Genomic DNA, 19,258 nt, shown 5'->3' on the forward strand with positions numbered 1-19,258 from the left:
TGGTCAGCGGTACGAGGCCCTGGTCCGGATGCGGGAGACGCCGAGCAGGACGAGCAGCGTCGAACCCATCAGGACCACGGCCACCGCGGCGCCGGTGAAGAGCGAGCCACGGTCGGTGGCCGCGAAGATCTGCACCGGAAGCGGTGTCCAGTCCGGCGGGTAGAGCATCATCGTGGCGCTCAGCTCGCCCATGGACAGGGCGAAGCAGAGACCGGCCGCCGCTGTCAGCGAAGGCAGCAGGAGCGGCAGTCTGATCCGCCACAGGACGTACGAGGGGCGGGCGCCGAGGCTGGCCGCCGCCTGCTCGTACATCGGGTCGAGACGTACTGTCGCGGCCGAAACCGACTGATAGGCAAACGCCGTGACAAGAACGGTGTGCGCGAGGATCACGATCCAGCGCGTCCCGTTGAGGAGCATCGGCGGCTGGCTGAACGCGACGAGCACCGCGAGGCCGACGACGACCGAGGGCACGGCGACCGGCAGCATGAACAGCGCGTCCAGGAACCTCTTTCCGCCCTTGCGCAGCGAGGCGGCGGCGATCGCGGCCCAGGAGCCGACGGTCAGGGCCAGCAGGCTGGCGCTGACGGCGGTGACCAGGCTGGTGGTGAGGGCCTGGAGCGAATCACCGCTGGTGGCGGCTGCGTAGTGCTCGGCGGTGGGCCCGGAGGGGAAGGCCCCGGACCAGTTCGTGGCGAACGAGGCGGCCACGATCACCAGCAGCGGCACCGCGAACAGGGGGACGAAGAGGAGGAAGAAGAGGGCCCGGACGGCCCACGTGGCGGCTCGGCTATGCACCAACACGGCGGCTCACCATCCGATAGAGGCTGTAGAGACCGACCGAGATCGCGATGTTGACGACGGCGACGACGCAGGCGGCCGGGTAGTCGGATTCGAGGATGGCCTTGCCGTAGACGAGCATCGGCAGGGTCGTGACCCCTTTCGCCCCGGTGAACAGCACGATGCCGAATTCGTTGAGGCACATGACGAGGACCAGACTGCCGCCCGCCGCGAGCGCGGGAAGGGCCTCGGGGATGATCACCTTCCGCACGATCCGGGCGGGGCGGGCGCCCAGCGAGGAGGCCACCTCCAGCTGCGCGGTGTCGAGCTGGGAGAAGGCGGCGAGCAGGGGCCGCATCACGAACGGGGTGAAGTACGTGATCTCGGCGAGGAGTACGCCCCACGGGGTGGTGAGGAAGTGGAAGGGCCCGTCGGCCGCGCCGGTGGCGTCGGTCCAGATGCCGTTGGCCATGCCGACCGTGCCGTAGATGAACAGCAGGGCCAGCGTGATCAGGAACGACGGGAAGGAGAGGAAGACGTCGATGAACCTGGCGACGGCCTTCCCGCCCGGGAACGGCACGAACGCGATGATCAGGGCCAGGACGAAGCCGAGCACGAGACAGCCCACCGTCGATCCGACGGCGAGCCACACGGTGGTCGTCAGCGCGGAGCGGAAGGACTCGGAGGCGAAGACGTCCGCGTACGGGGCGAGTGAGGTGCCGCCCTCGTCGGGTGTGACGGACTGCTGGACGACGAGCGCCAGCGGGTAGAGGAAGACGAGGGTGAGGACGGCGACGGGCGGCAGGGCCCAGACCCAGGCCGGGGCCTTCCGGCCCGTCCGCCGGTCGAGGGCGGACCGGCTGCCGGACGGACCCCGGCGGAGGTCTCCGGTCACGGCGCTAGCCACGGGCTCCTCCGGACACGGTCGCGCCCGCGAACTCCTCCATGGCTCCGGCGCCCTGGGAGGCGCCCACCGCGGGCAGCAGCACCGCGTCCTCGGGCGCGAAGTGCAGCGTGACCCGGTCCCCCAGCACGGGCGTCTCGCGCAGCTCCCGCACATCCGCCTTGAGGCGGTGGCCGTCGACGTCCACGTAGAGCCGGTGGGTGGAGCCCCGCCACTGGACCTCGGCGATCGTTCCGGTGAGGGCGTTGGGACCCTCGCCGAGACCGACGAGGTGGGGGCGTACGCACAGGGTCGCCGTGCTGCCCTCGGCCGCCTCGCCGGTGGAGAGCCGCAGCTCCTGTCCGGCGAAGGCGACGGATCCCGAACCGACCGTGACGGGAAGGAGATTGGCGTTGCCCACGAAGGAGGCGGTGAATTCCGTACGGGGACGGCGGTACAGGTCCTGCGGGGTGCCGCAGTCCTGCAGCCGCGCCTTGTCCATGACGGCGATCCGGTCGGCGAGGGTCAGCGCCTCGACCTGGTCGTGGGTGACGTACAGGATGGAGACGTCCGGCAGTTCGCGGTGCAGGCGCGCCAGTTCGGCGAGCATTCCGGAGCGGAGCTGGGCGTCGAGCGCGGAGAGGGGTTCGTCGAGCAGCAGGACGCCGGGCCGGATGGCGAGGGCGCGGGCGATGGCGACGCGCTGCTGCTGACCGCCGGAGAGCTCGCGGGGGTAACGCCGGGCGTAGCCGCCCATGCCGACGAGTTCGAGTGCTTCGGTGACCCGTCCGGGTATCTCGGACTTGGGGACCTTGTGGGCCTTGAGTCCGAAGGCGACGTTCTCCCGGACCCGCATGTGCGGGAACAGGGCGTACTGCTGGACGACCATGCCGATGCCCCGCCGGTACGGGGGCAGCCCGGTGACGTCGCGGTCGCCGAGCAGGACCCGCCCGGAGGCGGGCCGGACGAATCCGGCGACGGCGCGCAGCGCGGTGGTCTTCCCTGAGCCGGAGGGTCCGAGCAGCGCCATGACCTCGCCGGGTTCGACGGTCAGGTCGAGCCGGTCGAGGACGACGTTCTTCCCGTACGCGACGGTGACCTGGTCGAACCGGATGCCGCTGCGGACGGCGCCGCCGCCGCCCGTCATGCCTCGGCCCTCGCGATCAGGTCGGGCAGCTCGGCGACCGACCCGAGGACGTGGGTGGCGCCGTGAAGCTCCAGCCGCTCCTTGTCGTGGGCGCCGGTCAGGACGCCCGCGACGATGCCGGCCCCGGAGCGTACGCCGCTGAGCATGTCGTACGAGGTGTCGCCCGCGACCACGACGTCCCGGACGCCGTCCACGGCGCCGGTGCGCAGGAACGCGGCGAGGACCATGTCCGGGTAGGGGCGGCCACGGCCGCCCGCGTCGGCCGGGCAGAGGGTGAGGGCGGCGAGGTCCTGCCAGCCGAGGGCGCCGAGGATGGCGTCCTGGGTGGGGCGGGCGAAGCCGGTGGACAGGACCACCGTGCGGCCGGCCGCCTTCAGTTCCTCGATGGCCTCCCGGGCACCGGGGACCGGGGCGACGAGGCCGCCGTCGACGAGGTCCCCGTACGCCTCCTCGAAGGCGGTGTTGGCCTGCTGGGCCCTGTCCTCGTCCCCGAAGAGGTGCCGGAAGACGGAGATCTTGGACTCGCCCATGGTGGCGCGGACATGGGCCAGCTTCTCGGCGTGCTCGGCGGAGCCGGGCTCGACGCCCAGCCGCTTGGCGGCGGCGGCGAACGCCTGCTCGACCAGTCCGCCGTCGGCGACGGTCGTCCCCGCCATGTCGAGCACGATCAGGTCGTGGGTGCGCTTCTCGGTCACTGTGTTCACCAGCCCAGTTCGTCGGCGGTCGTTTCGGCGATGGCGGGCGAGCAGGTCATCCCGCGCCCGCCCGGTCCGGTGACGAGCCAGGTGCCGCCGCGTACCTGCTGGCGGTGGACGACCCGGCTCGTGTCGGTGCACTGGGCGTAGACCCCGGCCCAGCGGTGGCGGATCCTCGGCAGCGGGCGGCCGAGGAAGGACTCGACGACCCGGGTGAGGTGCTCGTACGGCTCCTCGACGGTGTCGAAGGCGAAGGGGTGTTCGTACTCGTGCGTGTCGCCGATGGTCAGCCCGCCGTCGCGGCGTTGCACCATGAGCAGTTGCATCCGGTGCTCGGCGGCGGTCGGCTGCTGGGCCTGGCCGGCGTTGAGAGCGTCCAGGGCCCCGCCCGCGTAGGCCGGGTAGTAGCGGAAGCTGTCGGCGTCGGCGACGGACGTGGTGAGCGCCTCGCCCAGCGGGTCGGTCTGCATCATCTGGAGGCGGACACGGCGCACGGGCAGGTCGGGGCCGGCCAGTTCGCGTACGAGACCGCCGAGCCAGGCACCGGTGCACAGGACGACCGCGTCGCCGGTGTGCACGTCGCCGTGGTCGTCGCGGACCGCACTGTCGCCGATCACCTCGCGGACCTCACGGCCACCGAGGTAGGTGTATCTGCCGGACACCAGCAGTGCTTCCTTCAGCGCCAGTTGGGCGGTGCGCGGCTCGACGGCCGCGTCCCGCTCGCACCACAGCGCCGCCTCGAACGCTCCGCGCAGGGCCGGGTTGACGGCTCGTGCCTCCCTGGCGGTGAGCAGCTTGTAGCCGCGCGCCGCGGCGTCGGGGCGGGCGACGGCCGCCTCGGCGACGGCGATCTCCAGTGCGGTACGGAGCGGGGTGAGCGATCCGCAGGGGCGGAAGCCCAGGCCGGGGACCTGTGCGCCGATGCCCTCCCACAGCTCACGGGCGCGCAGGGCGGTGTCGAGCTCCTCGCCGCCCGCCCGGCCACTGACCCATATCTGTCCGAAGTTGCGAAGGGATGCTCCGCGCGCCTCGCTCTCTCGCTCGATCTGTACGACCTCGTGGCCGCGGTTCACTGCGTGCCAGGCGTGCATGGTTCCCACCACGCCGGCTCCTACGACGATGACTCTCACGACGGCAACGCTCCTCGGGGCGGGTGGCCCGAACGAATCGGTACGGCAACGGGAGGGTGAACGAGCACCCAAGGTTGGCCTAGACCCGTTACGTCGTCGTTATCAATATGCGTCGTTTACCGGTCGCCGAGGCTCGATTCGGCCTCGGCGGCTCAGCGTTGGTTGCCCAGATGCGTCGTGAAGGAGAACCGGTCACCACGGAAGAGTGTCCGCACCCGCTCCAGCGGCAGACCTGACGTGTCCCGCGAGACCCGGTGGATCAGCAGCATCGGGAGCGCGGGCGGAGTGCCGATCAGCAGCGCCTCGCGCGGGGTGGCGAGCACCGTCTCGATGCGCTCGTCACCGTCGCCGAAGGAGATGCCCAGGCGCTCGTGGAGATAGGCGTAGAAGGAGGAGTCGGGGTCGAACTCCGTGTCCAGGTGCGGGACACGCGCGACGGAGACGTACGTGCTCTCCAGGCCGACCCGCTCGTCGTCGGCCAGCAGGACGCGTTCCAGGTGCCAGACCGGCTCGCCGCGGGTGACCCCCGTCTCGGCGGACAGCGCCTCGGGGCAGGGGAAGCGGTCGAGGCCGATGAGCGTACGGCCGGGCCTACGGCCCTGGCGGCGGACGCCCTCGGTGTAACTGGCCAGGGAGAGCGGCTGCTCCAGCTTGGGCCCGGCCACCACGGTGCCGCGGCCCTGGCGGCGCAGGCGCCCCTCCAGCAGCAGTTCGCGCAGTGCCTGGCGCACGGTCTCGCGCGACACCTCGTAGCGCAGGGCGAGATCGCGCTCGGTGGGCAGCGAACCGCCCTCTCCCAACTCGTCGATCAGGAGCGATACATGAGCTTTGACGGCGTAGTACTTGGGGATACGGCCGTGCTCCGGAATGCCGGAACGGATCGGTGCGCCAGGTGCCTGGTCGTTCGGATAGTCCACGGCCCGATGGTGGCAGACGGACATGAACGCGACGGTACGGGCGGACCGGGCTCAGCCCTGGCCGCGCCGGGCCCGTCCCGCGCGGGCCACGACGGCCGCACCGCCGAGGACCAGCGCTCCGGAGGCTAATCCGGCCGGCAGCAGCGGGTCCTGACCGGTGCGGGCGAGCTCGGGGAGCGGGTTGCCCGCCGCGTCGCGACCGGGGGTGTCGCCGCGCTCCTTCGTGCCGGTGCCGTCGCCCGCTCCGGTGCCGCCGTCGGCCTCGGCCTCGCGCTCGGCCTCGGGCTCGGCCTCGGTCTCCGGGTCGGCCTCGGGCAGGCGCTCCTTGCCGCGGATGCCTCCGGTGTCCGCGGATTCGGGCTCGCCGCCGACGTCGGTGTCTCCCCCGCCGCCCTCGACGATGACGAAGGGATAGCCGTCGGACTCCCCGACCCAGTCCCCGTCGTCGCCGCCGCGGCCCTTGTGCCGTTGGACGACGGCGGCGCTCGCGGTGACCTTGCCCGGTTCGGTGTCGGAGGTGAACGCCATCCGGACCTGGACGGTGACGGTACGCCCGGCCGGCACGGTGAAGCCGGGGAAGCCCTCGCCCTTCCCGTCTCCGCCGAAGACCCCGATCTGCTCGTCCCGGTCCGTGGTCTCCCAGGTGACCCGGTGCCGGGTGACGGGGTCGGGGCGCTTCGTCCGCTCGGAGAACTCCAGCCTGATCTGGTCGGAGGCCAGCTTCCGGTCCTGGTCGGTCAGCACCAGGACCGGGTGGACGGCGCGGCACGGCTCGGACGTGGTGTTGGTCAGGTCGAGGAACCAGGTCCCGTAGCCGCCGCCGGAGGCGTACGTGTCCGGGCCGCCGTGGATCCGGGTCTCGATGGGGAACTCGTCGGCGTTCGGGTCGCCGCAGCCGGGCTGGCGGCCGGCGCTGACGGAGACCGCGGCGGCGCCCTCGGGGGCGGCTCCGACGAGGAGAACGGCCGCTGCGGCGATACCGGCCGCCGGTCCGAGGGTTCCGAGAGTGATGAGGGCGCGGCCGTCGCGCACACGTGCGATGGGTTTGGGCATCGGGGATCACCCTTTGCTGCTCGCGAACGACCGGGCGGGGGCCACGGCTGTGACCGGCGACGCTGCCACGCGCGCGCGGGCGAACGACGCCGACATGCGGATGGGTTCGCCCGTACGGAGCCACGGCGCCGCTCGTGCGGCCCAGCGCGGGCGCCGCTCCGTCCCTCGAACGCCCGCCCGTCCCTCAGGCGGTCGAGGTCAGGGCCTCGGGCGGGGGCACCGCAGCTCCCACCCGGCCGAACAGGGGCGCCAGGACCAGTTGCGCCGCGCCCTCCGCGACCGGGCGGTCGCCTCCGCCGGCGACCGTGACCGGGGCCGGGGCGCCCGTGCCGTCCCGTTGGGCCCGCTCCTCGATCACGGCCCGCACCCCTCGTACGTACGCCTCCTCGTCCGCGGCGACGATGCGCCCGCCCAGGACCACCCGGTCGATGTCGAGCAGGCCCACCAGATTCGCCGCGCCCGCCCCCAGCACCCGCACCGCCTCCGCGAGGTCGCCGCGTGCGACCGCGGCCAGGCAGAGCGCCTCGATGCAGCCGCGGCCCCCGCAGCCGCACGGCGGACCGTCCAGCTGAAGCGTCTGGTGGCCGAACTCCCCCGCCCCCGTGCGGGCCCCCCGGTGCAGTTCCCCGCCGAGCACGAGCCCCGCGCCGAGCCCGGTGCCCAGATGCAGATACGCGAAGTCGCCCCCGTCCGGCTCCCGCAGGGCCAGGCCGAGGGCCGCCGCGTTGGTGTCCTTGTCGACGACCACGGGCAGCCCCGTCCGCGCGGACAGGGCGTCCCGCAGCGGGTAGCCGTCCCACTGCGGGAACCCCGTGACCCGGTGCAGCACCCCGCCGCGGTGGTCCAGCGGTCCCGGCATGGCGACGCCCAGCCCGAACACCGGCTTCGGCGCCGCGCCCGTCCCGCGTACCGCGTCCGCCGCCTGCGCCGCCTCGGCGATCACCTCGTCCGCCGGGGCCCCGAGGTCCAGCGGGGACGTCCGGGCGGCGACCGGTGTGCCGGCCAGGTCGACCAGGACGGCCGTCAGTTCGTCGCGGTCCAGGTGGAGCCCCACCGCGTACCCCGCGTCCGGGACCAGCCGCAGCACCGTGCGCGGCTTGCCGCCGGTGGACGCGCGGTGGCCCGCCTCGGCCGCCAGCCCCTCCGCCCGCAGCCGGGTGGTGATCTTGCTGACGGCCTGCGGGGTGAGCCCCGTCCGCTCGGCCAGCTCCAGCCTGCTGATCCCGCGCCCGCCCGCCACGCGCAGCAGATCCAGCACGAGTGCGGCGTTGTGGTGGCGCAGTGTCGGGAGGTTGGCTCCGGTGCCGCTCCTGGTATTGCTTCTGTTCACGACCCCATTGTCCCCACCGCTTGCACTTTGGCAACAGCGTTGCTTAAGTGGCAGGCATGACTGGGAACCCCAATGCCCCGCTCCGGGTCGCACTCGTCGGATACGGCCTGGCCGGCTCCGTCTTCCACGCCCCGCTGATCGCCTCGACCGAGGGGCTCGTCCTCGACACGGTCGTCACGTCGAACGAGGAGCGGCGGGCGCAGGCCCGCGCCGAGTTCCCGGACGTACGGCTCGCCTCCTCGCCGGACGAGCTCTGGTCCCGTGCGGACGAGCTCGACCTGCTCGTGATCGCCTCCCCGAACAAGACCCATGTCGCACTCGCGACGGCCGCGCTCGAAGCCGGTCTGCCGGTGGTCGTGGACAAGCCGATCGCCGGAACGGCCGCCGAGGCGCGGGAGCTCGCCGCGCTCGCCGACCGGCGCGGACTGCTGCTCTCGGTCTTCCAGAACCGCCGCTGGGACAACGACTTCCTCACCCTCGCCCGATTGATCGCCGACGGCGAGCTCGGCGACGTACAGCGCTTCGAGTCCCGGTTCGAGCGGTGGCGTCCGCAGCCCAAGGGCGGCTGGCGCGAGTCCGGCGACCCTCAGGAGATCGGCGGACTGCTGTACGACCTGGGCAGCCATGTCGTCGACCAGGCGCTCACCCTGTTCGGCCCGGCCGTGCAGGTGTACGCCGAGAGCGACGTACGCCGTCCGGGTGCTTCCGCCGACGACGACACCTTCCTCGCGATCACGCATGCGAACGGGGTGCGCTCGCACCTGTACGTCAGCGCCACCACGGCCCAGCTCGGCCCGCGCTTCCGGGTGCTGGGCTCCACGGCCGGGTACGTGAAGTACGGCCTGGACCCGCAGGAGGCCGCGCTGCGCGAGGGGCTGCGCCCCTCCGCGGGCGAGCCCTGGGGCGAGGAAACGCAGGAGCTGTGGGGCCGGCTCGGTTCCGGCGAGTCGCCGCTCACCGGCGGCGGCATCCCGGTCCGCTCGCTCCCGGGCGACTACCCCGCGTACTACGCCGGAGTGGCCGCCGCCCTGCGCGGCACCGGCGAGAACCCGGTGACCGCCCTCCAGGCCGCCGCGGCCCTGGACGTCCTGGAGGCCGCCCGCCGCTCCGCACGCGAGGGCACGTCCGTGACCCTTCTCCCCCACCCCGAGGAGCAGTCCGCATGAACCCCACCGCTCCGACCATCTCCGAGCTCATCGCCCAGGAGCGCAGCCTGACGCTGCCCCACTTCGGCTACGACGACGCCTACGCCCTCGGCGGCCTGCTCGTCTCGCTGGCGCGCGCCCGGCACGCCCCGGTCGCGATCGACATCCGGCGCGGCGCCCAGCAGCTGTTCCACGCGGCGCTGCCCGGTTCGACCGCGGACAACGACGCCTGGATCGACCGCAAGCGCCGGGTCGTCGAGCGGTACGCGGAGAGCTCCTACCTGGTCGGCACCCGCTTCCGGGCCAAGGGCACCACGTTCGAGGAGTCCTCGCGCCTGGACCCGGACGTCTACGCCGCGCACGGCGGCTCGTTCCCGATCGCGGTCGAGGGCGCGGGCGTGATCGGCTCGGTCACGGTCTCGGGTCTGCCGCAGGCCGAGGACCACGCACTGGTCGTCGAGGCACTGGAGCAGTTCGCCACGAAGCTCGGCGGCTGACTCCCGCAGCACGGCGGAGGGGTGGGGCGCTGCACGTGTGCAGCGCCCCACCCCTCCGATCTTTCAGGTCCCTCCGGGAGCCGTCAGGCGTCCTTGAGCTCCTGCCGCTGACGCCCGAGCCCCTCGACCTCCAGCTCGACGACGTCGCCCGCCCGCAGATACGGCTTGGGCTCGGGCTGCCCCATGGCGACCCCGGCCGGCGTGCCGGTGTTGATGACATCGCCCGGGTACAGCGTCATGAAGTGGCTCAGATAGCGGACGACCTCACCCACCGGGAAGATCTGGTCGGCGGTGGTGCCGTCCTGCTTCAGCTCGCCGTTGACCCAGAGCCGCATCGGCAGCGCCTGCGGGTCGGGCACCTCGTCCGCGGTCACCAGCCAGGGGCCCAGCGGGTTGAACGTCTCGCAGTTCTTGCCCTTGTCCCAGGTGCCGCCGCGCTCGATCTGGAACTCGCGCTCGGAGACGTCGTGCGCCGTGGCGTAGCCCGCGACGTGCGCGAGGCCCTCCTCGGCCGACTCCAGGTAGCGGGCCGTCCGCCCGATGACGACCGCGAGCTCGACCTCCCAGTCGGTCTTGCGGGAGCCCCGCGGCACCAGCACCGTGTCCTCCGGTCCGACGACGGTGTCCGGCGCCTTGAAGAACAGGATCGGCTCCGGCGGGATCGCCGCGCCGGTCTCCGTGGCGTGGTCGTGGTAGTTCAGCCCGATGCACACGATCTTGCCGATGCGGGCGAGCGGCGGCCCCACCCGGAGCCCGTCCGCGTCGAGCACGGGCAGCTCGCCCGAACCGGCCGCGGCCCGGATCCGGGCGAGGGCCTGCGCGTCGGCGAGCAGCCCGCCGTCGATGTCGCCGACGAGGCCCGACAGGTCGCGCAGGGTTCCGTCCTGGTCAAGCAGCGCAGGGCGTTCCGCGCCCGCCGTACCGACTCGAAGCAGCTTCAACGGTCCATCTCCCCTTGGTCGAGATCGAGCCCGTCGGTGGTTGCGGCCATCGAATGGGCTTGGCCGATCCTCCAAGACATCCGATCACCCCGCAAGACCCTGTTCACACACTGGACCGGAGTACATGCCGTGCCCGACTACGCCGCAGTGGCCATGGCGCTGCCCGGGACCGGCATGTCGCGGTACAGGTACGCCCGCTCGATCGCGGTCCAGGTGGTGCTGGTCACCACGTAGAGCGCGGCGGCGAGCGGCACGAAGGCCACGGTGAAGAGCGTCATGAAGGACATCAGCGGCATGAGCTTGGTCATCGCCCCCATGCCGGGAACCGGCTGCCCGTCGGGGCCCGTGGCGGGGGTCACGGGGTTGGCGGCCATCTGTCGCTTCGTACGCCCGTAGTTGAAGGTGGCGACGGCCGCCACGATCACGAAGAGCCCGAGGTAGACCAGTCCCTGCGCACCGAAGAGGCCGCCCTCGGCGAGCGCGTCGCGCCAGCGGTCGCCGAGCGGGGCCTCGAAGAGCCGGTGACTGAGGAGCTCGTTGGGCTCGCCGCCGATCCGCGCACTGGAGAACAGGTGGTAGAGCAGGAAGAAGGCGGGCATCTGGAGCAGGCTCGGCAGGCATCCGGAGAGCGGGGAGACCTTCTCCTTGGCGTGCAGCTCCATCAGCGCCTTCTGCATCCGCTCGGGGTTCTTGCCGTGCTTCTTGCGCAGCTCCGCGATCTGCGGCTGGAGCTTGGTCCGGGCCTTCTGCCCGCGGGCCGCGGCCCGGGACAGGGGGTGCACGGCGAGCCGCACGAGGGCGGTGAACAGGACGATCGCGGCGGCGGTGGAAGCCGTCTGGAAGAACGGCTGGAGGAGGTCGGCGAGCGAGCCGACCAGGCTCGCGAAGGCGGACATGAAAGCGGACATGGATGAGCCCTCCGGGGGTCTCGTCGTGCCGGGAGTACGTACGGACTCGGCATGACGGCCCACGTGGGGTGCACGGCGTCGCGCGATGCGACGTCCCGGTGCGGCTTCCTGCGCGGATTCTTGAGCGAATTCCTGGTGCGGCGAAGCCCCTACGCGGCCGTCAGGAGGGCACGGCCGGGTGCTCGGGGCCTGGTGCGGCCCCGGGCGTCGGGATCGCGCTGGGGCAGGAACGCGGTGCGTTTCTCCCGGTCGCGGATGGCGGTGCGGACCCGGGTGCGGGGCACGGGGACGGCGCAGCGCGCGCTGATCACGGCGGAGGCGAGAAGGGCGGAGCCGGCTGCGGCGGTGGCGGCGAGCGCGACCGCGGCGGAGAGACTGCCGCCTTCGGCGAGGAGGACCTCGGTGAGGAAGAGCACCACCAGTCCGACCGGTCGCAGCAGCCGTGCGAAGGTGCCACGGAGACGGTTCGCGTCGCCCATCAGCCCCTCCTTCACCACAGTCACCACAGTCACGGTCCGGCGGGACGCGCGCACACGCGTTCGCCCCTCCAGCCGTTATACACGATGCCCCGGCCGGGCGAGGACGCCCGCGCGAGGGTGGGCCGCGGCCGGGAAGGCAGTCCTGTACCGGCCGGAATGCGGAGGGTTAGGGTTCGTGCCATGAGCAGACAGATCCCGACGCTCGAAGACGTGGCGCGGGAGGCGGGGGTGTCCCGGGCGACGGTGTCCCGGGTCGTGAACGGGGTACGCAACGTCGACCCCGGCATCCAGGATCTGGTCCGCCACGCGATCGACCGGACGGGATACGCCCCCAACCGGGCGGCCAGGGCCCTGGTCACCCGGCGCGCCGGAACCGTCGCGCTCATCGTCTCCGGGGCCGGGGACGCGTTCGCCGCCCGGGTCTTCGCCGACCCGTTCTTCGGCCGGGTGGTCAGCGGTGTCCTGGGACACCTGCGGGCCAACGGCACGCACCCGGTGCTCATGTTCGCCGAGTCCGAGCAGGCCCGGGGACAGGCGGTCGACTATCTGCGCCAGGGCGGCGCGGACGGCGCGCTGGTGGTCTCCATCCAGGCCGCCGATCCGCTGCCGCACCTGCTGGTCTCGGCCGGGGTCCCCATCGTCCTCTTCGCCCGCCCGGAGCTGCCCCAGCCGGTCAGCCACGTCGACCTGGACCACTACGCGGGGGCCCGGCTGGCGGCCGAGCACCTGCTGACCAGGGGGTGCCGCCGGATCGCCACGATCCGCGCCCCGCAGGACATCCCGGCCGCCCGCGCCCGGCTCGACGGCTTCCGCGACACCCTGGCCCGCGCGGGCCTGCACCGCCCGCCGGTCGCCGAGGGCACGTTCACCCTCGACAGCGGTGCGGTGGCGATGACCCGGCTGCTGGAGGAGCACCCGGACATCGACGGAGTGTTCGCCGCCAACGACCTGATGGCCCAGGGAGCCTGCCAGGTCCTGCGCGAGCAGGGCAGGCGCATCCCGCAGGACGTGGCCGTCATCGGGTTCGACGATTCGAGCATCGCCGTGACGTGCCGGCCGCCGCTGACGACGGTCCGGCAGCCCGTGGAGCGGATGGCGGCGACCATGGCCCAGCTGCTGGAGGAGCACGTCCAGGGCGTCCGCACGGAGCCCGCCTCCACGATGTTCGAACCGGAACTGATCGTCCGCGAATCCGCCTGACCCGCCCGTCAGCCGTGCGCCTGCCGGTGGGCGCTGATGATCTCCGCGTACCGGTGTCCGCTGCTCTTGATGGTGCGGGTCTGCGTCGGGTAGTCGACGTGGACGAGTCCGAAGCGCGGGTCGTAGCCGTAGGCCCACTCGAAGTTGTCGAGCAGGGACCAGGCGTAGTAGCCGGCCAGCGGCGCCCCCTTGCGGACGGCGCGGGCGCAGGCGGCCACGTGCTGTTCCAGGTACCGGGTCCGCTCGGGGTCGTGGACGGCGCCGTCGGGGCCCCGGGTGTCCGGGAAGGCCGAGCCGTTCTCGGTGACGTAGATCCGGCTCAGGCCGTAGTCGTCCGTGAGGCGCATCAGCAGCGCCTCCAGGCCGTCGGCGTCGATCTGCCAGTCCAGTCCGGAGCGCGGGACGTCCGGCAGGCGGACCTCCCGGGCGTACGGGACGGGTCCCTCGGGGTCGTCGACGACGGTCGCGGGGAAGTAGTAGTTGAGACCGTGCCAGTCGAGGGGCGCGGCGATCGTGTCCAGGTCGCCGGGGCGCTCGGGCAGGTCGACCCCGTACAGCTCACGCATGTCGGCGGGGAAGCCCCTGCCGTACACCGGGTCCAGCCACCAGCGGTTGGTGTGCCCGTCCATGCGGACGGCCGCGGCGATGTCCTCGGAGCGGGTGGAGGCGGCGGCCACGGTCGAGTGGTTGGTCACGAGGCCGATCTGCGCGCCGGGGGCCGCCGCGCGGATCGCCTGCGTGGCGAGACCGTGGCCGAGCAGCAGGTGGTAGGAGGCCCGGACGGCGGTCGTGAGGTCGCTCAGGCCCGGTGCCATCCGGCCTTCGAGGTGGCCGATCCAGGCGGAGCAGAGCGGCTCGTTGAGGGTGGCCCACTGGGTGACGCGGTCGCCGAGGCGCTCGGCCACGACGGAGGCGTACGCGGCGAAGTGCTCGGCCGTCTCGCGCTCCGCCCAGCCGCCCCGGTCCTGGAGCGCCTGGGGAAGGTCCCAGTGGTAGACGGTGACGGACGGGGTGATGCCGGCGTCGAGCAGTCCGTCGACGAGGCGGTCGTAGAAGTCGAGTCCGGCGGCGTTGACCGGGCCGTCGCCGCCGGGGACGATCCGGGGCCAGGCGAGGGAGAGGCGGTAGGCGTCGGTGCCGAGCCGCTTCATCAGGGAGATGTCCTCGGGCCACCGGTGGTAGTGGTCGCAGGCTTCGTCGCCGTGGTCGCCGTTGTCGATCTTCCCGGGGGTGTGGGAGAACGTGTCCCAGATGGAGGGGCCGCGGCCGTCGGCCGTGACGGCGCCCTCGATCTGGTAGGCGGACGTGGCGGTGCCCCAGGCGAAGTCGCGGGGAAAGGCGGCAAGGTCGATGGGAGCGGACACGGAGGACCTCTCTGGGTTGTTCGGTCGGGAGGGCAGGGTCACGGGACCGCTGGGCTACTTGACGGCGCCGGCGGTGAGGCCGGTGACGAGGTAGCGCTGGAGGAGAAGGAATCCGGCGACGACGGGCACGCTCACGACCAGGGAGGCGGCCATGATCTGGTTCCAGTACACGTCGTTCTGGGTGGAGTAGCCCTGGAGGCCGACGGCGAGGGTCCGCGTGGCGTCGTTGGTCATGACGGAGGCGAAGAGCACCTCGCCCCAGGCGGTCATGAACGCGTAGACGGCGACGGCGACGATGCCGGGGATCGCGGCGGGCACGATGACCCGGAAGAGCGCCCCGAGCGGCCCGCATCCGTCGACCTTGGCCGCCTCGTCGAGATCCCGGGGTACGGAGTCGAAGTACCCGATCAGCATCCAGATGGAGAACGGCAGGGAGAAGGTGAGGTACGTGAGGATGAGCCCGGCCCGTGATCCGAAGAGCGCGATGCCGGTGGCGTTGCCGATGTTGACGTAGATGAGGAAGAGCGGCAGCAGGAAGAGGATGCCCGGGAACATCTGGGTGGAGAGCACGGTCACGGTGAAGACGCGCTTGCCGCGGAAGCTGTAGCGGCTGACGGCGTAGGCCGCGAAGACGGCGATGACCACGGACAGAACCGTCGCGGAACCGGCCACGACCAGCGAGTTCACGAAGTAGTCGGCGAGCGGGACGGTTTCCCAGATGTCGAAGTACGGGCGCACCGTGAGCCCCGAGGGGACCCACTGGAACTTCCCCGAGACGTCCTGGAGCGGCTTGAGCGAGCTGGACACCATCACGAACACCGGAAGCACCACGAACAGCGTGAGGAGCGACAGGAAGATCCGCCGGCTCCACAGGAACGACTGCGGCGGTGCCATGGGTGAGCGGGACCGCTGCCGGGAGTGGCTAGACATCGGTGGCCTTCCTTCCCCGTGAGGTGAGGAGGAGGTAGAGCCCCGTGACGACCAGCAGGAACAGGAGCAGCAGGACCGACATGGCGGAGCCCGTACCGAAGTTCCAGGTCTGGAACGAGGACTGGTAGATGTGGATCGAGATCAGGTCCGCCGACTCGGGCGCCGCCTTGCCGAAGAGCACGAACGGCGTGTTGAAGTCGTTGAAGGTCCACAGGAACAGGACGAGGATCAGGACCTGGTTGACGGGCCGCAGCGAGGGCAGCGTGATGCGGCGGATCTGCTGCCACACGCCGGCCCCGTCGAGGGCGGCGGCCTCGTAGATCTCCCGGGGGATGTTCTGCAGCCCGGCCATCATGATGAGGAAGGCGAAGGGCCAGCCCTTCCACACCGCCACGACGAGCAGGGTGACGAAGCTGTTCTCGCCGATCAGCCAGAACGGCGGGCTGTCGGTGAGCCCCAGCTGGTCGTGGATCACGTGGTTGATCAGGCCGTTGTCCCGCTGGAACATGAACGCCCAGGTGATGACCGCCGCGTAGACCGGCAGCGCGTACGGCACGAGGAACAGGGTGCGCAGGAAGCCCCTGCCCCGGAAGTTCTCCTGCATGAAGACCGCGGCGGCGGTGCCGATCAGCCAGCACAGGGCGACCGAGATCAGGGTGAACACACAGGTGGTGACGAAGGACTTCAGCAGCGCCTCCCCCACGGGGGCGTCGAAGTCGACCGCGAGCGCGTAGTTGTCCAGCCCGGCCCAGGGCGCGGTGGTCCAGTCGCGGATGTAGAACTGGGTGAGTTCCCTGAAGCTGACGACGATGCCGATCGCCATCGGCACGATGTGGACGAGGAGTTCCAGCAGGACGGCGGGAAGCAGCAGCAGGTAGGGCAGGCCGATGCGGCGCAGCCGCCCGGAGCGGCGCCTGCGGGGCTCCGCTCCGGGCTGGTCCTTCGGTGCTGTCCGCGCACCCGTGCCGGGGGCAACGGTGGTGGTCATGGTGGTGTCTGCACTCACTTCTTGGGCATCTGCTGCTGGGCCTTTTCGAGCTTGGCCTTGACCGATGCCCCGGTCACCGGGCGGCCGGCGGCGGCGTCGGCGAAGAGCTCCTTGACCGCGGTACCGACGACCGTCTCGAACTGCGACTCCTCGGGGACCTGGGGCAGCGCGGCGGCGCTGGTGGCGAGAGTCTCCCTGAGGACCGAGAGGGCCGGTCCGTTGAACGCCGGGTCCTCCTGGGCGGCCTTGACCGGCGGGATCGAGCCGTACGCCTTGTTGAGGATCGTCTGCTCCTCGTCACCGGTCATGAACTTCACGAACTTCATGGCGCCGTCGGTGTTCTTGGTGTTCTTGAAGACGGCCATGTTGATGCCGGCCACCATGGAGTTGGTGGCGGTGCCCTCGCCGGGCGCGCCGGACTGCACCGGCGCCGGCGCGACCCCCCACTCGTCCTCGTTCATGCCCTGGGCCTTGAAGGTCGCGGAGGCGGTCTGCCAGAGCACCATCGCGGTCTTGTCGGTGGCGAAGTCGCTCAGGGACTGGTTCTGCGCGTACTCGGCGTTGCCGGGCGCGATGATCTTGTCCTTGGCCATCAGGTCGACGTACTGCTTGACGGCGGCGACGGCTCCGTCGGAGGTGAAATCCGCCTTGCCGTCGGGGGTGAAGAAGTCGGCGCCGTGCTGCTTGCCGAGGACGAAGACCTGGTGGATGTTGTTGGAGAGGTTCGATCCCTCCGCGCCGAGGCCCCCCTTGCCGTCCTTGGCCAGCAGCTTGCCGGTCTTGGCCACCTCGTCCCAGGTCGCGGGCGGCTCGGCTATGCCCGCGTCCTCGAACATCTTCTTGTTGTAGTAGAGGGCGTACGCCATGGAGTAGAGCGGGACGGCCGCGGGGTCCTGGCCCTGGACGCCCGTCGAGCCGAGGGCGGACTCGACGAAGCGGTCCTTTCCACCGATCGCGTCGAAGTTCTTCGCGTCCCAGGGCAGCAGCGCGCCACTGGCCTGGAGCGAGGCGCTCCAGGTGTTGCCGATGTTGAGGACGTCCGGGCCCTGGCCCGAGGTGGTCGCGGTGAGGATGCGGTTGAGCAGGTCCCCCCACGGCACCACCTCCAGCTTCACCTTGATGCCGGTCTCCTTCTCGAACTTGTCGAGTTCGGGCTGGAGGACCTTCTTGTCGACTTCGAGGCTGGCACCCTGGTTGGAGGCCCAGTAGGTGAGGGTCTTGGGCTGCTCGTTGGACCCGCCCCCACCGGACGATCCGCCGCCACAGGCAGCCGCGGTGAGTACGAGCGAGAGAGTGACGGCACCGACGGCCGCGGCTCGGCTTCTGCGCATGACGACAGGGGCCTTTCAGGAAGTGGCGGGTGTCGCCGGGGAGATGGGTCGGAGCAGCGCCCCGCGTTCGGACCCTGAATGCCCCCACGACTTAATTTAGGATGTGAGTTAAACCTCAAGCGAAGGTCGCGTCAAGGGTCTTGGCACCTGTAGGTTGCGGGTAGGAACTTCAGGAAGAGGGGGCAGGGTGAAAGTGCGCAGTGGCCGTACGGTGCGTGACCTGCGGCGGGAAAACCGCACCGCCGTTCTGCAACGGTTGTATTTCGACGGGCCCCTGAGCCGCTTCTCGCTCGGTCCGGCCACCGGACTCAGCTCCGGCTCGGTCAGCAACGTGGTGGCGGAGCTGGTCGCGGAAGGGCTCGTGGAGGAGGCCGGCAGCGTCGACTCCGGCGGCGGACGTCCGCGCATCCTGGTACGGATCAGCCCGCGCTGCGGGTACATGATCGGCGTCGACGTCGGGGAGACCCGGGTACGGATCGAGCTCTTCGACCTCGCCCTCACCGAGCTCGCCCGGGTGGAGAAGCCCCTCACGGGCGACCGTGTCGGCCGCAACACCCGCTACGACGTCGGTGTCGTCGTCGGCCATCTCCTCGACGGCATCGCCGAGGTCCTGGAGCGGGCGGACATTCCCGCCGAGCGGCTCCTCGGGGTCGGCATCGGCGTGCCCGGCATCGTCGCGCGCACCCCCGAGGACGGGGCCGTCGTGCACGGCCAGACCATCGGCTGGGACGCCGTGCCGCTGGAACGCCTGCTGCGCGAGTCCGGGCTGCTGCCCGAGACCGTTCCGTACTACATCGACAACGGCGCCAAGACGCTCGGCCAGGCCGAGATGTGGTTCGGCGCAGGCCGGGGCGCGCAGAGCGCGGTGGTCGTGCTCTTCGGCTCCGGCGTCGGCGCCTGCGTGGTCTCCGACTCCATGCGGCCGGGCCGGGCCGTGGAGTGGGGGCATCTGACGGTACGGGTCCGTGGACGCCGCTGCCGTTGCGGGGCCCAGGGCTGCCTGGAGGCGTACGCGGGAGCCGAGGCGCTCCTCCAGCGCTGGGCGGAGGCGGGCGGACGCCCGCCCGAGGGCGCGGACGAGGAGACGGCACTGACCGCGATGCTCGCCGCCGCCTACCCCGGCGCGGACGCCGGGGGCACGGTGCCCGAGGCCGACGCCACGGCGCTGGCCGTCCTGGACGAGACCGCCGAGTACCTCGGCGCGGGCTTCTCCGACCTCATCAACCTGTTCCAGCCCGAGCGGATTCTCGTCGGCGGCTGGGCGGGCCTCCAGCTCGGTGCGCGCTTCCTGGAGTCCGTACGGACCCACGCCACCTCGTACGCGCTGTCCTACCCGGCCTCCCACGTCCGCATCGACCTCGGCACCCTGGGCCCTGACGCCGTCACCGTCGGGGCGGCGATCCTGCCGCTCGCCGACTTCTTCGCGCGCGGCGGCCGTGCGCAGGAGACCGGTCCCGAGGAACCGGCCCCCGCCTGGCAGGCGACCCTCCAGCAGCGGGCGGCGCACTGAGCGCCGGGCCGCCGCCCGCAGCCGCGCCGTGGG

The 19,258-nt window shown here is 71.7% G+C and carries 19 protein-coding genes; 4 read left to right on the plus strand and 15 right to left on the minus strand.

Going from position 1 to position 19,258, the window contains the following annotated elements; genetic code table 11:
* Positions 1–3 precede the first annotated feature (3 nt).
* From OG230_RS12900 to OG230_RS12935, 8 genes are all read right to left on the minus strand, one after another.
* Entirely contained in the window at positions 4–801 is a 798-nt protein-coding gene (locus tag OG230_RS12900) for an ABC transporter permease (protein WP_328910333.1), read from the minus strand.
* A complete protein-coding gene (locus tag OG230_RS12905; RefSeq protein WP_328910334.1) occupies positions 788–1,684 on the minus strand; it encodes a 2-aminoethylphosphonate ABC transporter permease subunit in 897 nt (298 codons plus the stop codon). The genes OG230_RS12900 and OG230_RS12905 overlap by 14 nt, the downstream gene beginning before the upstream one ends.
* Complete coding sequence (locus OG230_RS12910) at positions 1,677–2,807, minus strand: ABC transporter ATP-binding protein (RefSeq protein WP_328910335.1); 1,131 nt, start codon at positions 2,805–2,807, stop codon at positions 1,677–1,679. The genes OG230_RS12905 and OG230_RS12910 overlap by 8 nt, the downstream gene beginning before the upstream one ends.
* Complete coding sequence (locus OG230_RS12915) at positions 2,804–3,511, minus strand: phosphonatase-like hydrolase (protein ID WP_328910336.1); 708 nt, start codon at positions 3,509–3,511, stop codon at positions 2,804–2,806. The genes OG230_RS12910 and OG230_RS12915 overlap by 4 nt, the downstream gene beginning before the upstream one ends.
* Entirely contained in the window at positions 3,508–4,632 is a 1,125-nt protein-coding gene (locus OG230_RS12920; RefSeq protein WP_328910337.1) for a TIGR03364 family FAD-dependent oxidoreductase, read from the minus strand. The genes OG230_RS12915 and OG230_RS12920 overlap by 4 nt, the downstream gene beginning before the upstream one ends.
* Positions 4,633–4,784: 152 nt before the next feature.
* Entirely contained in the window at positions 4,785–5,549 is a 765-nt protein-coding gene (locus OG230_RS12925; protein WP_328911384.1) for a GntR family transcriptional regulator, read from the minus strand.
* 51 nt (positions 5,550–5,600) lie between these two features.
* Positions 5,601–6,602, minus strand: a complete 1,002-nt coding sequence (locus OG230_RS12930) for a hypothetical protein (protein ID WP_328910338.1) — start codon at positions 6,600–6,602, stop codon at positions 5,601–5,603.
* A 184-nt stretch (positions 6,603–6,786) separates the two neighbouring features.
* Entirely contained in the window at positions 6,787–7,932 is a 1,146-nt protein-coding gene (locus tag OG230_RS12935) for an ROK family transcriptional regulator (protein WP_328910339.1), read from the minus strand.
* 56 nt (positions 7,933–7,988) lie between these two features.
* Here OG230_RS12935 and OG230_RS12940 point away from each other — a divergent pair, with 56 nt between their 5' ends.
* Both OG230_RS12940 and OG230_RS12945 read left to right on the plus strand, forming a co-directional pair.
* Positions 7,989–9,098, plus strand: coding sequence for a Gfo/Idh/MocA family oxidoreductase (locus OG230_RS12940; RefSeq protein WP_328910340.1), 1,110 nt, complete (start codon positions 7,989–7,991; stop codon positions 9,096–9,098).
* Positions 9,095–9,574 carry a heme-degrading domain-containing protein gene (locus tag OG230_RS12945; RefSeq protein WP_328910341.1) on the plus strand — a complete coding sequence of 160 codons (480 nt, stop codon included), beginning with the start codon at positions 9,095–9,097 and terminating at the stop codon, positions 9,572–9,574. Before OG230_RS12940 ends, OG230_RS12945 begins: the two co-directional genes overlap by 4 nt.
* A gap of 83 nt (positions 9,575–9,657) precedes the next feature.
* On the opposite strand, the gene OG230_RS12950 is transcribed toward OG230_RS12945, so the two are convergent.
* From OG230_RS12950 to OG230_RS12960, 3 genes are all read right to left on the minus strand, one after another.
* Positions 9,658–10,515 carry a fumarylacetoacetate hydrolase family protein gene (locus OG230_RS12950; protein ID WP_328910342.1) on the minus strand — a complete coding sequence of 286 codons (858 nt, stop codon included), beginning with the start codon at positions 10,513–10,515 and terminating at the stop codon, positions 9,658–9,660.
* Between the two features lie 137 nt (positions 10,516–10,652).
* Entirely contained in the window at positions 10,653–11,423 is a 771-nt protein-coding gene (locus OG230_RS12955) for a YidC/Oxa1 family membrane protein insertase (RefSeq protein ID WP_328910343.1), read from the minus strand.
* 149 nt (positions 11,424–11,572) lie between these two features.
* Positions 11,573–11,902 (minus strand): DUF6412 domain-containing protein, encoded by a 330-nt coding sequence (locus tag OG230_RS12960; protein WP_328911385.1) that lies wholly within the window; start codon positions 11,900–11,902, stop codon positions 11,573–11,575.
* Positions 11,903–12,082: 180 nt separating this feature from the next.
* On the opposite strand from OG230_RS12960, the gene OG230_RS12965 reads away from it, so the two are divergent.
* The gene (locus OG230_RS12965) at positions 12,083–13,102 is read left to right on the plus strand and encodes a LacI family DNA-binding transcriptional regulator (protein ID WP_328910344.1); all 1,020 of its coding nucleotides are present in this window, start codon (positions 12,083–12,085) and stop codon (positions 13,100–13,102) included.
* Between the two features lie 8 nt (positions 13,103–13,110).
* Here OG230_RS12965 and OG230_RS12970 read toward each other — a convergent pair whose 3' ends face one another.
* The 4 genes from OG230_RS12970 to OG230_RS12985 are packed head-to-tail and all read right to left on the minus strand — an operon-like array spanning position 13,111 to position 17,715.
* Positions 13,111–14,466: a GH1 family beta-glucosidase gene (locus OG230_RS12970; protein WP_328910345.1), complete on the minus strand. Its 1,356-nt coding sequence runs from the start codon at positions 14,464–14,466 to the stop codon at positions 13,111–13,113.
* A gap of 54 nt (positions 14,467–14,520) precedes the next feature.
* Complete coding sequence (locus tag OG230_RS12975; RefSeq protein ID WP_328911386.1) at positions 14,521–15,360, minus strand: carbohydrate ABC transporter permease; 840 nt, start codon at positions 15,358–15,360, stop codon at positions 14,521–14,523.
* A gap of 28 nt (positions 15,361–15,388) precedes the next feature.
* Complete coding sequence (locus OG230_RS12980) at positions 15,389–16,384, minus strand: carbohydrate ABC transporter permease (RefSeq protein ID WP_328910346.1); 996 nt, start codon at positions 16,382–16,384, stop codon at positions 15,389–15,391.
* A gap of 14 nt (positions 16,385–16,398) precedes the next feature.
* The gene (locus OG230_RS12985; RefSeq protein ID WP_328910347.1) at positions 16,399–17,715 is read right to left on the minus strand and encodes an ABC transporter substrate-binding protein; all 1,317 of its coding nucleotides are present in this window, start codon (positions 17,713–17,715) and stop codon (positions 16,399–16,401) included.
* A 187-nt stretch (positions 17,716–17,902) separates the two neighbouring features.
* Between OG230_RS12985 and OG230_RS12990 the strand changes: the two genes are divergently transcribed.
* On the plus strand, positions 17,903–19,225 hold the full coding sequence (locus OG230_RS12990; protein ID WP_328910348.1) for an ROK family transcriptional regulator: 1,323 nt from the start codon (positions 17,903–17,905) through the stop codon (positions 19,223–19,225).
* The last annotated feature ends 33 nt before the right edge of the window (positions 19,226–19,258 follow it).

This window comes from Streptomyces sp. NBC_00234 (genome assembly GCF_036195325.1).
Classification (GTDB): domain Bacteria; phylum Actinomycetota; class Actinomycetes; order Streptomycetales; family Streptomycetaceae; genus Streptomyces.

Coding starts and splice junctions, on each gene's coding strand:
- OG230_RS12910 (WP_328910335.1), bottom strand. CDS start 2,807: ATGACGGGCGGCGGCGGCGCCGTCCGCAGCGGCATCCGGTTCGACCAG.
- OG230_RS12930 (WP_328910338.1), bottom strand. CDS start 6,602: ATGCCCAAACCCATCGCACGTGTGCGCGACGGCCGCGCCCTCATCACT.
- OG230_RS12940 (WP_328910340.1), top strand. CDS start 7,989: ATGACTGGGAACCCCAATGCCCCGCTCCGGGTCGCACTCGTCGGATAC.
- OG230_RS12945 (WP_328910341.1), top strand. CDS start 9,095: ATGAACCCCACCGCTCCGACCATCTCCGAGCTCATCGCCCAGGAGCGC.
- OG230_RS12955 (WP_328910343.1), bottom strand. CDS start 11,423: ATGTCCGCTTTCATGTCCGCCTTCGCGAGCCTGGTCGGCTCGCTCGCC.
- OG230_RS12960 (WP_328911385.1), bottom strand. CDS start 11,902: ATGGGCGACGCGAACCGTCTCCGTGGCACCTTCGCACGGCTGCTGCGA.
- OG230_RS12965 (WP_328910344.1), top strand. CDS start 12,083: ATGAGCAGACAGATCCCGACGCTCGAAGACGTGGCGCGGGAGGCGGGG.
- OG230_RS12975 (WP_328911386.1), bottom strand. CDS start 15,360: ATGGCACCGCCGCAGTCGTTCCTGTGGAGCCGGCGGATCTTCCTGTCG.
- OG230_RS12980 (WP_328910346.1), bottom strand. CDS start 16,384: ATGACCACCACCGTTGCCCCCGGCACGGGTGCGCGGACAGCACCGAAG.
- OG230_RS12985 (WP_328910347.1), bottom strand. CDS start 17,715: ATGCGCAGAAGCCGAGCCGCGGCCGTCGGTGCCGTCACTCTCTCGCTC.